Origin of the sequence: Pseudanabaena sp. FACHB-2040 (assembly GCF_014696715.1) — a bacterium.
GTDB lineage: Bacteria > Cyanobacteriota > Cyanobacteriia > Phormidesmidales > Phormidesmidaceae > JACVSF01.
In genome coordinates this window covers 1-12,120 of record NZ_JACJQO010000010.1, presented here as the reverse complement: position 1 = coordinate 12,120, position 12,120 = coordinate 1, and the positions used below count along the sequence as shown (strand labels likewise).

Sequence of the window (12,120 nt, the reverse complement as noted above, 5' to 3'; positions counted from 1 at the left end):
ACCCACAGTTTGTATTACTTTTCATATTACGCGATATGCCAGCTTCCCCTTCAAACGCTCATCACTGATAGACAAACAGGCGCTTGGCGGCGCGGGTAAAGGCGACGTAGCAGAGCTGATTTCGTTCAATTACATTGCGGTTAGTAGCCATCGACGGCACATCGACAAACACATCTTGAAACGTCGAACCCTGGCTTTTGTGAATGGTTAGGCTGTAGGCGTAGTCCACTTCATGGAAGAGCTGCTTGAGTTCCCAAAACTCAGTCCAGCGCTTTTCCTGGGCAAAGGCATCGAGCTTAAGCCGGTACTCAGGTAGCCCAGTTTCGTGGAGCACTCGCAGCAGTCGCTGTTCTCGCTCCTCGGTTTTGACCTCCAAAAACCATACAGGCCAAGAGCCAGAATAGCCTGCGGCGGCTTCTATCACTTCGCATTCGGCGGAGGTGGGCAGCACAACGGCTTCGTCTTCCAAGCAGGGGTTGATGGCAATCAGCCGCTCTCCTGACACAAACCGCTCGATGGTGGCTCCGTAGATGGCAGAGCGAATTTTTTGATTGAGCTGGTTGACCCGTCGGTTGGTGTAGGCCAGCGCTCGCACTTGGTCAGAGTTTTTCTGGTAGGCCTTGCTGGTGAAGGCTTTGAGCATGAGCGCTTCCCACTGGGGACGACGACGAATGACAAAGCAGCCTTCGGTGCGATCGCAATTCACATCCGTCCCAAAGTGAGGAAAGCCATCGCGCTCCAGGTTGCGCCGGATATCTTCAGCCAGCACCCCAATCGCGCCGCCGTAGCGCACCACTTCAGTTAGGTCTGAGCGCTGGTAGATCTGGCGAAAACAGGGAGACTCGGGTTCGCCTACCGGGGGGAGCTGAGCCGCATCGCCCACAAACAGGATCTGAGTGCGACCGTGCAGCGTTGAAACCGCACTGACCAGCAGTTCCCACATTTCCTGATTGATCATGGAGCACTCATCCACAATCACCAGGCGAAAGCGGTCGATCTGGCTGGCCTGCTTGCGGTCAGACTGAAAAAACTGTTTGCCTGTCTGCTCATCGATCACAGGCTTGAGGGCCAAAAGCTGGCAGCAGGTCATGCAGTCGATATCCAGCCCCCAAAAGCTGGCCATTCGATACAGAACCTTAGTGGCTTTGTTGCTAAAGGCAGTGAGCACGACTTTGCGGCGGTCACGCTGCTGCCGCAGGCGGTTGAGCAACACCTGGAGGAGCGTGGTTTTGCCAGTGCCCGCATAGCCGGTGAGCAGATAAAGCTTTTCGTCGCTATTCACAAACTGCTCTAATGCTTGCAGGGCAACCCACTGTTCTTGAGTGAGCGGCACGCCAGGCAACACCTCTGGAATGTCTGAGGTGACAGGCGGCAATGCTGGCGTCAGGGAAGGGGCTGGCTCCATGCCTTAAGCATAGTGCCTCCCAAGATGGTTCGCGTGTACCTACCCAGGAGAGTTGTGATGGTTGTTCGATTTTCTAAAGTTGCGCTGGTGGCGGCGATTGGCCTGCTGGCGCTAGTGATTACCGTGAACAATCTTCAAGACCCGTCATCAAACTTTCTCTACATCCAGCACGTCATGAGCATGGACACGACGTTTCCCGATAATCGGCTGCTGTGGCGGGCGATTACGGCTCCTACAGCCCACTGGGCAGCTTACGGGGTTTTGGTCGGGACAGAAGGTGCGATCGCAACCCTGTGTTTGCTGGGAGCTTTTCAGCTATTAAAGGCAGTGAAAGAGCCCGCTCAGGCGTTTGATCGGGCTAAGGGAGTTGCGATCGCAGGGCTTACTCTGGCCTTTTTGTTTTGGTTTGTCGGCTTTATGGTGGTGGGCGGCGAGTGGTTTGCCATGTGGCAATCAGAGATTTGGAACGGTCAGCAGCCCGCCTTTCGCTTCATCGGCTGCGTGGGCCTTGTGCTGCTGTTTTTAAACGCTGCCGAGCAAGATTTGCAGCGCTAGTCGGGGCAACCGTTTCCAGCCTTGAAAAGGAAAAAAGCCTTGGAGGATGACTCCCAAGGCTTTCATTCTGGCTTAAATCTAATGGGTGCAAACCCGCTTGGACAAGGGTTCGCTGAAAAGCGTTAGGCAATCTGCTTCTTGCGAGTTGCCCCAAAGCCCACGGCCCCAACTGCAAGCAGGCCCAAGACCGCAGCAGGTTCGGGAACAGCAGCAGCGTCGTCAAACTCAATCTGGCCGCGAATTTCGCCCGGTGCTGCAAACTCTGGCGTATTCGAGTGCAGGTTGAAGTAGTACTGCCCCGCCAAGAATCGCTCATAGACCACCGTGGGATCGACTCCGGCGGCAACGACTTCATCAGAAGTCCAGTTGCCCACGATAGAGCCGCTGGTTGCCCCCAACGGCGGGCTGTCTAAATCGTGAACCACCGGGCCAGTCTGCTGAGTGGGAGGCAGCCCCATCGGCATGGCTGCCACGTGGATGTGGGCCAAAATCAGTTCAGCCGACAAGTCTGCAAAATCGAGGCTGTAGGTAAACTCCCAGTTGTCGGGGTCGCCTAGCAGAGAGCCAGTCGCCATACCAGTCGCCGGACTCGCGTTCGGAGGCACCTCGTTACTACCGCGCAGTTGCGTAGTGTAGGCAAAAGAAGCAGCCTCCGCTGTCATGGGCAGTAGCACAGCCGTAGCTCCTGCCACCAAAGCCGCTGCCAATCCTGTTTTGATCATCGTCAATCCTCAGGCTTCGTTTGCTGCAAAATTTCGTACCAGGGAGCCAGTCTCCTAAAGTAGATACGTGCGATCGCAGCAATCGGATTGGCAAATCTGCATATTTTTTCCGGAGGGAGACGCGCTCCCCACCATCAGGGCGTTTCAAGCGACTCTTGCCCTGCCCCAAGCCGCCCTAGTTCAAACAGCTCTAGCAGCCCCACTGTGCCCACCAAAAAGGTATAAAAGCCCCAGCGCACAGGGTCTTCCTGCTTTTTCGCGGCATATACCGCTGCAACTACCCCTTCAACCGAATGAGCAACAAGGGCAAAGCCGCCCAACCACAGCACCGGAATCAAAAAGCCTGGTAAGGTACGACCCGCCAGCGTAGTATAGAGCGCCCAACCTTCTAGCCCTACAGCAGTAGGAATCAGAACTGTCGAGAGCCTTTTGATCAAGGTAGAAATAGATTTTTTCATTCTCGCTTAGCAGGGTAATAGCTGAGTTAAACCGCTATTATCTCGCAAATTTCAATTTATCCCTGAGCGACTACTGTCTGGCTCAGAACATCCTCTAAATAACTCTGCCAAAGGAATGATGGAGCATCTCTTTACACTTCGCAACATGTAATGAGAACGATACAGGTTAGCTCACAACGACCTGAACTAATCTGAATTATTTTTGTTAAAACCGCAGCGAGAAATCATGGTAGGACAAGCACAACAGCAATCATTTCTGGACAAAGTCATAGCGCGGAGTAGTTTAGAAACGGTTAACGAAGCCGAACGCGCAACGAATATCGTGTTCCGAATTTTGCGGGACATGATGTTGAACAAAACAAGCAACCAAATTGAAGCAGACCTCAAAGAAAGAGCGCCTGAATCTGAGCAAGATGTCGTAGATCTTTGGCAAGATCCCAACGTGATGGTTGCTTTCTTCAGCCGGATTAGTCCTGCGCAAGACCTGCATATTAAGCCAGGAACTTTTATGCTGCGCCTAAAGCAAGAGGGAGCATTACCGGAAGGGGTGGCTCCTGAAGAAGTTGCCGGGGCAGTGTTCTCAGCTACAAAAGAAATCTTACCTAAAGAACGAAATCAGGAAATCGCTACGCGGCTTCCCGGTGAGATTCGGCAAATTTGGGAGCAGGCTTAGACACTCTCAATCACTTAAATACTCTCACTTAGAGATCAGTGCAGTGCATTGATCTCTTTGGCCTTGCCGCTAAAGTTACCGGGGTCATAGAAATAGCGTTCATGAATAATGCGACCCTCTTTCCAAGTCTGTAGCCCCAACTCCTCAATGCGGATACGGTAGCCATCTAACGTTGTAATTTCAATGTGCATTTCAATGACGGAGCGACCGTCTAGGGGATGGGCTTCACTAAAGCCATCTACCAGCACAGCGCCGATCTTGAATTCATGGATTTCCTGCACATTTGCATTCATCTGTCGCTGGCGCTCAATACTAAGAGCACGCCCTACTCGAGGCGGTTGCGAGTTCTCTTGTACGACTACATTTTCGTCATAAAAGTGCTCGTAGCTTTCTTCTACTGTTGGGTTTGTCTTCTGAAAATCGAGCATTTCTTGCACCCGTTCACGCAGATTCATTTTTCTCTAATTGTCCTTCTATAGTTTGACCTGTTAAACCAGTCGTATCACCCGCTCAAGACATAAGCGCTTATGTCAGATCAAAAATGGTGTGTTCTTCAGTCAAGAAGGCACGCGACTTTGAGAAGTCAGCAAAATTAGCTTCATCAGCAACGTATTGTTGAGCAGCTGCAATGCCTTCGGGAGAGTTTACCCCTGCTAAAAATTCTTCCATGCTGTCCCACCAGATTTCTGTCACCCCATCGTAGGGCAGTGGCTCTAGCCCTCGTGATTTAACCAGTTCAGCATTAATGGGCGTATCTAGTCTGTGACTCTGAATATACTTTTTGGCCCGAATGGTCTGAGCTAGGCTACGGATGAGGGCTCCATGCGTCTCCCGCCAGTAGGTGCGAAACTCTGCGTCTGATAAATCAGACCGTTTGCAAATGCAGTAAACGAACTTAATCATAGCAATGGTTGCAGGTGAAGTGATTTCAGACCTAAGCGGCGCGATCACCTTGGCATAAGCTGCTTTTAGCCCAGCGTAGATTTTGACGCTCTGCCAAGCTCGCCAATTCTATAAATAGCTAAAAACCTTTTCTTGCGGATTCTTGCTCTATTTTGTGAGGCTCCTGCCTCTTCAAAGAACTCGGTGTTGCAGCCTACCTGCGATCGCACATTCAATAGCCTGGCGGCAGCTGAAAATCCCCCACCAGCTGATCGAGTTCTTGTGCGATCGCAAGTAGCTCCATCTCTCGCCAGCGCTTGCCTACAATCTGCATCCCAATCGGCAAACCCTGCTGTGTCTGCCCAATAGGAATCACTACTGCAGGATGACCGCTCAGGTTGAAGGGCATAGTGTAGGCACCGTTCGCAACGGCATGGGGATATTCTTTGTTGTTAATCTCAACCGCAGTCCAGGCAGGGCGGTGGGTAAAGGCAGGCGTTGCAGCCACGGGAATGAGCCAGGCATCCCACGGTTCCAATGCGGCATCGATCTGGGCTGTCAAGTGATCTTGCTCAGTCAGAGCTTCAAAATAACCTTTCAAGCTAGGGTTTAATAGCTCAGGCAGCAGGCGGCTGAAGTCTCCCAGCTTTCGCAGTTCCTTATCGCCTTGAGTTGCAGTGCGATAGATTTGCTTTGCACTGCGCTGGAGATTGTAACGGTCAACGGGCTGGGCGTGGATATTGATGTAGGCGGCCACTTTCCCATACAGACCGAGAATGTGATGCAGATCAAAGTCTGGGGGCCGCCAGCGTTCAACTTGAGCCCCCGCTTGGGTCAGCATTTGAGCAACACTCTGCATTGCAGATCGAATATCGGTAGCCACTGGAACCTCGGCCCATTCGTCAGCCCAGGCCAATTTAAGATGCGCCAGTGTCTTGCCAGAAGGCGAATCAAGCGGCACGGGTGGAACATCAGGGCGACGCGGATCTGCCCCTGCAAGCAGCGAAAAGCAGAGGCGAATGTCTTCGAGCGATCGCGCAAAACATCCCACGGTCATCATTTGCCTCAGACAGTAGGGCATTCCCGGCACCTCAGGAATCATGCCTGCCGTGGAGATGCGCCGATCGGTTGGCTTGAGGCTATAGATTCCGCAGAAGTGAGCAGGTTGACGCACAGATCCGGCAATATCATTCCCGATGTCTAATGGAGAAAGTCCGGCTGCGATCGCAGCTGCGCTTCCCCCCGAACTACCGCCCGCTGTATAGCCGAGATTCCAGGGATTGTTCACCCTCGGAAATAGGGAATTGGTGCTCTGAAAATCGCCCGCCAGCTCTGCCAGGTTCGTTTTTCCAAGGATGATGGCCCCTGCAGCTCGCAGCCGAGCCACAGCCGTCGCATCAGCCTGAGGAATGTAGTCTTTTAAGGGGATGTAGCCCGACGTGGTGCGGAGCCCTGCCGTTTCAAAGATATCTTTGATCGTGATTGGGACACCGTGCAACGGCCCCCAAACGTCTCCTCTAGCCAGAGCTTCATCAGCCTCTTGTGCCCTGCTACGAGCGCGGTCTTCATCCAGGGTGCAAATCGCATTCAGCTTTGAGTTGTGCTTGGCAATCTGGGTCAGCAGAGCCTCTAGAACTTCGACCGCAGAAACGGTGCGATCGCAAATCATCTGAGCTAGCTGATGGGCCGAGGCAAAAGCGAGGTTAGTCATAAGCATCAGCCAATGTCTTTGATAAGGTTAATTGTATTCACTTTTAGTTAACTGAGTTAACTAATTTACCTATGGGGCGTCCAATCAAAGAGAAATCTCTGACGCAGCAGGATGTAGTAAACGCTGCGATCGCATGTCTCGACCAGGAGGGAGAAGCTGCTCTAGGCGTAAATCGAGTTGCCCGAGCCCTGGGCATTAAGCCGCCTGCTATCTACAAACACCTCGATGGCAATACCGGGCTGCGCAGAGCCGTTGCCCTAGCAATTTGGCGCAGTTACCTATCAGACTGCAAGCAACAAACCGCTGGCATCACAGAGCCCGACGCCTTGCTTCGAGCAGGAGCCCAGCTAACCCGTAATTTTGCCCAGCATCATCCGGCCCAGTATGCGGTGATGATGCACTACCAGATGCGGCCTGCCGACCCCGAAGAAGCGGAGATTATTAAGGAGTCATTACAGTTTCTGCAAAGGTCGCTGCAGCTATATGAATTAAATGACGATGCCCTCATCGATATCATGCGCCTGGTCAACGCTGCAGTTTATGGGTTCATCATGAGGGAGCAGGCAGAATTAATGACGCTCAGCCGATCTTCAGATGCCAGCTATAAGGTCATGCTAGATGCGCTGCTAGTTGCGATCGCTCATATTCGGCAGCAGGCTACTTAACGGCTTAAGCCAACGCAGCAATAGACAAACATTTATAAAGTTAAGGCTCATATAAAGTTGAGGCTCAAATTTCCCGATACTGCTGTCTTTGATCACTAGCTGGGCGAAACTGAAGCTATTAATACCCGTCAGTGCATCGCCAGTTCGCCTGTAGAGTCGCAACTTACTCCACCTGAAAGTCGATTTCAAGGTTTTTACTATGGCTCAGCACTTCAAGCAACTTTCAAAAATTGCAGCGCTCACTTTGATGGCTGTTGTGAGTTTAGCTGGCGAGGCAAGCGCCATCGAGCCTCAGGATATAAAAGCAGGATTACTGGCCGATATTGCCTTTGAGTACGCCGAACTAGGAAAATCTGAGCGGTTAAACGAAGTTCTAGATCAGGCGCTTCGCTCAACTAAGGCGATGGATTTTCAGTGTTATCAGGGCAACGCTTTAGCCAGAATTGCAGGCAGCTACCTTCTGGTCGGGCAAGACGATCAAGGAAAGGCGCTGTTAGCAGACGCGATTGAAACTGCCGTACGCCAAGAAGCAACCGGCTGTAGCAGCAGCGCCACGTCTCCTACAGAATCTCTAGCCAACCGGGCCAGAGAGTATGCCGAGGACGGACACCTTGACCTGGCAATTGAGCTGAGCAGTGGATTGGGAACTCCCCTGCCCCTGACAGAGCTAGCGGGTTATTGGGTCAAAGCGGGTCAGTCTGAACGTGCCACTGAGCCGCTAAACCAGGCAATTACCCTGGCCCAGAGCATAGACAATCAGTACCACAGAAGTCAAACGTTGACTTACATGGCCCATCGGCTCAAGACAGAGGGCCATACGGAGTTGGTGCCGCTGGTACTAGAGCAGGCGCTAGAGAGCAGCACCGCCTCTGATCTAGCCCCGTCAAGCGAAGCAGCCTCGCTGCAGGTTTCTTCGATGCTTCAGATTGCTCGGGAATTTGCCGCCACTGGAGCAGAGCCACAGGCACTCGCAGTGCTCGATCAGGCTGTGCCCAAAATCCAAACGCTCTCAAGCCAACCTTTTCCGCTTGATCGGATTCAGCATCAGGTTGACGCAGCCATTCTATATGGTGAGCTAGCCCAGGAAGCTAAGGCTAAAACCCTTTTGGCTGAAACCTGGACCGAGGCCAAGACCCTTGTGAGCGACCCAGCCCTTTACCATGGGAATGCCGTGAGCAGAGTTGCGGAGGGATATGCCAAGCTGGGCGACTTTGAGCAGGCGCTGCAAATTGCGGAAACCATTGAGTCTGGGGTGGAGCGGGAGGTTGCCTTCCAGCAAATTGCGCTCGCACAGGCCAAGGCAGGCAACTCAGAAGCCGCCGTAGAACTGGCGCAGAGAAGTGGCAGCCGCCGCAACACAGCGCTAGTTGAGATTACCCGGTACTATCTCATGGAAAAACAGCCCGAGCAAGCCTGGGACTTTGTTCAGACTTATCAGGTAAAAGGCATTTTATCTGAGGTCGCTATTGGTTATGTAGAGGCAGGCCAACCTGAGCAGGCGCTGCAGATTGTTCAAAGCGGCTCGCTAGAAGGCTTTATGCCAGATATCGCCCTTGCCTATGTGAAAGCGGGTCAGGCCGACCAGGCCCTGCAAATTGCCGAGACTCAGCAAATGGACTGGCTACTGCCTGCGATCGCACGTGGATTTGCCCAACAAGGACAGCTCGAAACGGCGCTACAGGTAGCCCAATCTATTAACGACGGGATTTACAAAGCCCAGGCGTTAGTTGCGATCGCTCAAGGCTACACTGCAAAAGATTCAGCAGAACAAGGCAGGCTGCAAAGCATCTTTGCAAACCTAACCGACTTCACTATAGGGTTATTTGGAGACTCCAAGCGGGAAAAAGTCACTGCGGTGCTAGAGCAGGCGATTGAAGTCACAGAATCGCTCTAATCTGTTTCTCAAGCCTGTCTGAGAAGCTGTTTGAGCAATAGCAGGCCTACATATAGAATCTCCCTGCCCCCCCTCTCAAGGCGGTCAGGGAGATTCTTTACCAATCAGACGGGCTGAAAGAATTGTTCAAATAGCTCTGAGTTTATTGTGCGACTACAGATGCAGCGCATAGTGATAGAATTCCTCGTCTCTGCAGTATCCCAAAGATTGGTAGAGAGACTGAGCGGTAGCATTAGATATTTGAGTAGATAAAACGATTCGGGCTGCCTCACTTTCTCTTGCGTACTTCTCGGCCGCAAGCATCAATAGCTTAGCAACTCCTTGTTTCCTAAAAGGAGGTGCCACAAACAGATCGTTGAGAATCCAGATGCGCTTCATCGCAACCGAAGAGAAACTGGGGTAAAGCTGGGTAAACCCAGCCAAAGACCCGTTTTCAATCGCGGCAAGCAGAGTAGAGTCCTCGTTTTTAAAGCGGTCTTGAAGGAACTTCGTCGCGGCTGCAAGATCTGTGGGCTGCTGGTAAAAAACGCGGTACTGATCAAACAGGTCTGACAATTCTGCGAGATGTTCAAAACTAGCTAAGACAACTTCCATTTCTTGTTACCCTCTTCCGCTAACCTCAATACGTCTCAAACGAAGTTAGCAGCTTACGCAGCAACTGAGTCAGCGCGTCACGTTCCGCATCCTCTAAAACAGCAAGAAGGCGATGCTCATTGGCAACATGGGCCTCAACAGCTTTTTCAATAAGGTTGAAACCCTTGTCAGTTAACTCAATTAGTGTCCCTCGACGATCGCTTGGATCAGGTGTGCGCTTCACCAGGTCAGCTTGCTCTAAGCGATCAATCCGATGCGTCATCGTGCCGGATGAAACCATCAAAGTATTGAATAGCTCGGTTGGTGAAAGCTGGTACGGCTGACCAGAGCGACGCAGGGTCGCCAACACGTCAAATTCCCCAGCATTCAAGCCAAAGTCCGAAAACGTCTCTTGAATGGCTCGATCTAAATATTTAGACAGCCGCCCTACCCTTCCGACGATGCCCATAGGTGACACATCCAGGTCAGGGCGCTCTTTCTGCCATTGAGCCAAAATCGCATCGACTGGATCGGAATTCATTGAGAGGCTACTCACCAAGAGTCTTGAAGGAAACTATCTTACCATCAAGACAAGTGCTAGAATCTTGACATCAAGATACTCGTCATCAAGATATTTTTTATGAAGACAGCCCCTGCTCGCTTGTCCGACATTTTGCTGACCGCGTTGGCCCCGATAACCTGGGGAACGACCTATTTTGTGGCGACTGAACTCCTACCGCCCAACCATCCCCTGCTGGTGGCTGCTTTGCGATCGCTACCCATAGGTCTTCTGCTCACCGCCTGGTTTAGGCAGTTGCCTAAAGGGATTTGGTGGTGGCGCATTTTGCTCTTGGGCAGCCTCAATATCGGCATCTTTCAAGCGCTACTGTTCATAGCTGCTTATCGCCTTCCGGGTGGTGTTGCGGCAACAGCAGGCGCGATCCAGCCCTTATTAGTCGTATTGTTTTCCTGGACACTACTGAATGAAAAGCCATCTAAGCTGTCGATTGTGGCAGCGATCGTTGGCTTCATCGGCGTCGGCCTGCTGGTTCTCGGCCCGGCCGCCCGCCTGGATAGTATTGGCATTATTGCCGCGATTGCCGGAGCCGTAACAATGGGTCTAGGAACGGTGCTGGTAAAACGGTGGAAGCGCCCAGTCTCCCTACTTGTGTTTACAGCGTGGCAGTTAACAGTGGGCGGACTCGTTCTACTGCCAATTGCCCTAATCGTCGAAGGGCCAATAACCCAGATCTCAACAACCAACCTGCTAGGCTTTGTTTATCTGGGCTTAGTCGGTACTGGGCTCGCCTATGCGCTTTGGTTTCGGGGAATTGATAAGCTCAAAGCTTCGGCGGTCTCATATCTGGGGTTAATGAGTCCTCTAGTCGCAACGCTCATCGGATTTATTTTCCTAGGCCAAACGTTCACGCCAATTCAGCTGGTTGGCATTGCGATCGTGCTAGTGAGCGTTGTGATCGGACAACAGACCAATCAATTCAGCCGACGCGCGCGTAAGCGGCTCAAGTCAAAGCTTCGAAAATAGCTTGCGGGTTTGTGAAGTTGCTTAGCCCTCAACTTCAACCTGTCATATCGTCGATTCGTCTATTTCACGCTGCAACGCTTCAACCATATCCAAAATTGCAATGAAGCGTTGCCCAAAGTCGGTCAGCTTGTATTCAACTCGGGGTGGAATCTCTGGGTAGGAAATCTTTTTCAAAATGCCGAACCGAACCAGTTTGCTTAGACAGTCGTTCTGCACCTTTGTTGTCAGCCCATCAATGGAGCGTGTAATTGCTCCAGGGCGATCAATACCCCGATAAATCAAGGTGAGAATTTGAATTGACCACTTGCAACCAACAACGTACTCCACCATTGCGGCAACTGAAGTCGTTTTTTTACCTTGCTTTCCGTTCATTCACCACAGCCTAAGATTTTTTCCTATACTCTGCCTTAATCTCTACCCCAAAGTGCCTACCTTACCAAAAGGTACATACTTTCGCGCTCAGATTAAGTTGATTAATATGCTTGCTGTAAGCGCATTGCTCTAGAACTTCAGCAAGAAAATACTTATGTACCAAGCATTTAAGCAGCAACAAACATTAATCATTGGGGGCAGCAGCGGTATCGGGCAGGCAGTTGCAGAAATTCTTTTGACTGAAGGTGCAACTGTAACCGTCGTTGGGCGAAATTCTGGGTAGTAATGAATAGTAATGGCGAGTTGATATGCTAGGAGCATCAAGCATTGCAGCCAAATTGATGAACTGTCCTAAGTGCCAATCTCCTCAAATCATCAAATACGGACATACCCATTACGGCAAACCCCGATTCCGGTGCCAGGATTGTGGACGGCAATTCGTTGAGGGGGCAACCCGGCAACCGATCGATGAGACGACTCGCCAATTGATTGATAAGTTGTTGCTCGAACGCCTAGCACTGGCAGCGATTGCACGGGTGACGGGTGTTTCTCAACGGTGGTTGCAAATGTATGTCAATCAGAAGTTCTACCAAACGCCGAGAACCATCGAAGTCACCCAAAAAAACCGGGACGGCTGACGATTCAGCTCGATGAGATGTGGTCTTTT

Annotated in this window: 16 protein-coding genes; 7 read left to right on the top strand and 9 right to left on the bottom strand. The window is 51.6% G+C overall.

What is annotated here, in order from left to right; translation table 11 throughout:
* Positions 1–61: 61 nt before the first annotated feature.
* Entirely contained in the window at positions 62–1,405 is a 1,344-nt protein-coding gene (locus tag H6G13_RS12745) for an AAA family ATPase (protein WP_190483601.1), read from the bottom strand.
* Positions 1,406–1,462: 57 nt separating this feature from the next.
* On the opposite strand from H6G13_RS12745, the gene H6G13_RS12740 reads away from it, so the two are divergent.
* Positions 1,463–1,960: a DUF2165 domain-containing protein gene (locus H6G13_RS12740; protein ID WP_190483600.1), complete on the top strand. Its 498-nt coding sequence runs from the start codon at positions 1,463–1,465 to the stop codon at positions 1,958–1,960.
* Positions 1,961–2,082: 122 nt separating this feature from the next.
* Here H6G13_RS12740 and H6G13_RS12735 read toward each other — a convergent pair whose 3' ends face one another.
* Positions 2,083–2,682, bottom strand: a complete 600-nt coding sequence (locus H6G13_RS12735; RefSeq protein WP_190483833.1) for a CHRD domain-containing protein — start codon at positions 2,680–2,682, stop codon at positions 2,083–2,085.
* 134 nt (positions 2,683–2,816) lie between these two features.
* Positions 2,817–3,140: a hypothetical protein gene (locus H6G13_RS12730; RefSeq protein WP_190483599.1), complete on the bottom strand. Its 324-nt coding sequence runs from the start codon at positions 3,138–3,140 to the stop codon at positions 2,817–2,819.
* A 226-nt stretch (positions 3,141–3,366) separates the two neighbouring features.
* Here H6G13_RS12730 and H6G13_RS12725 point away from each other — a divergent pair, with 226 nt between their 5' ends.
* Positions 3,367–3,813, top strand: a complete 447-nt coding sequence (locus H6G13_RS12725) for a DUF2267 domain-containing protein (RefSeq protein ID WP_190483598.1) — start codon at positions 3,367–3,369, stop codon at positions 3,811–3,813.
* A gap of 35 nt (positions 3,814–3,848) precedes the next feature.
* Here H6G13_RS12725 and H6G13_RS12720 read toward each other — a convergent pair whose 3' ends face one another.
* The 3 genes from H6G13_RS12720 to H6G13_RS12710 all read right to left on the bottom strand — a co-directional run bounded on the left by H6G13_RS12720 (position 3,849) and on the right by H6G13_RS12710 (position 6,406).
* Positions 3,849–4,268, bottom strand: a complete 420-nt coding sequence (locus H6G13_RS12720) for a nuclear transport factor 2 family protein (RefSeq protein ID WP_190483597.1) — start codon at positions 4,266–4,268, stop codon at positions 3,849–3,851.
* A 70-nt stretch (positions 4,269–4,338) separates the two neighbouring features.
* On the bottom strand, positions 4,339–4,716 hold the full coding sequence (locus H6G13_RS12715) for an EthD domain-containing protein (RefSeq protein WP_190483596.1): 378 nt from the start codon (positions 4,714–4,716) through the stop codon (positions 4,339–4,341).
* 211 nt (positions 4,717–4,927) lie between these two features.
* Positions 4,928–6,406 carry an amidase gene (locus H6G13_RS12710; RefSeq protein WP_190483595.1) on the bottom strand — a complete coding sequence of 493 codons (1,479 nt, stop codon included), beginning with the start codon at positions 6,404–6,406 and terminating at the stop codon, positions 4,928–4,930.
* Positions 6,407–6,477: 71 nt separating this feature from the next.
* Between H6G13_RS12710 and H6G13_RS12705 the strand changes: the two genes are divergently transcribed.
* Positions 6,478–7,071 carry a TetR-like C-terminal domain-containing protein gene (locus H6G13_RS12705; RefSeq protein WP_190483594.1) on the top strand — a complete coding sequence of 198 codons (594 nt, stop codon included), beginning with the start codon at positions 6,478–6,480 and terminating at the stop codon, positions 7,069–7,071.
* A gap of 199 nt (positions 7,072–7,270) precedes the next feature.
* Entirely contained in the window at positions 7,271–8,965 is a 1,695-nt protein-coding gene (locus H6G13_RS12700) for a hypothetical protein (protein ID WP_190483593.1), read from the top strand.
* Positions 8,966–9,118: 153 nt separating this feature from the next.
* Here H6G13_RS12700 and H6G13_RS12695 read toward each other — a convergent pair whose 3' ends face one another.
* Together H6G13_RS12695 and H6G13_RS12690 are read right to left on the bottom strand one after the other, a co-directional pair.
* Positions 9,119–9,559, bottom strand: a complete 441-nt coding sequence (locus H6G13_RS12695) for a GNAT family N-acetyltransferase (RefSeq protein ID WP_190483592.1) — start codon at positions 9,557–9,559, stop codon at positions 9,119–9,121.
* A gap of 25 nt (positions 9,560–9,584) precedes the next feature.
* Positions 9,585–10,079: a MarR family transcriptional regulator gene (locus tag H6G13_RS12690; RefSeq protein ID WP_190483591.1), complete on the bottom strand. Its 495-nt coding sequence runs from the start codon at positions 10,077–10,079 to the stop codon at positions 9,585–9,587.
* Positions 10,080–10,178: 99 nt separating this feature from the next.
* Here H6G13_RS12690 and H6G13_RS12685 point away from each other — a divergent pair, with 99 nt between their 5' ends.
* The gene (locus H6G13_RS12685) at positions 10,179–11,081 is read left to right on the top strand and encodes an EamA family transporter (RefSeq protein ID WP_190483590.1); all 903 of its coding nucleotides are present in this window, start codon (positions 10,179–10,181) and stop codon (positions 11,079–11,081) included.
* Positions 11,082–11,123: 42 nt separating this feature from the next.
* Here the strand turns inward: H6G13_RS12685 and H6G13_RS12680 are convergent, their stop codons facing one another.
* Positions 11,124–11,453, bottom strand: a complete 330-nt coding sequence (locus tag H6G13_RS12680) for a helix-turn-helix domain-containing protein (RefSeq protein WP_190483589.1) — start codon at positions 11,451–11,453, stop codon at positions 11,124–11,126.
* Between the two features lie 154 nt (positions 11,454–11,607).
* On the opposite strand from H6G13_RS12680, the gene H6G13_RS12675 reads away from it, so the two are divergent.
* Complete coding sequence (locus H6G13_RS12675) at positions 11,608–11,736, top strand: SDR family NAD(P)-dependent oxidoreductase (protein WP_190483588.1); 129 nt, start codon at positions 11,608–11,610, stop codon at positions 11,734–11,736.
* A gap of 58 nt (positions 11,737–11,794) precedes the next feature.
* Complete coding sequence (locus H6G13_RS29455; protein ID WP_190483587.1) at positions 11,795–12,091, top strand: IS1 family transposase; 297 nt, start codon at positions 11,795–11,797, stop codon at positions 12,089–12,091.
* Positions 12,092–12,120: the final 29 nt, after the last annotated feature.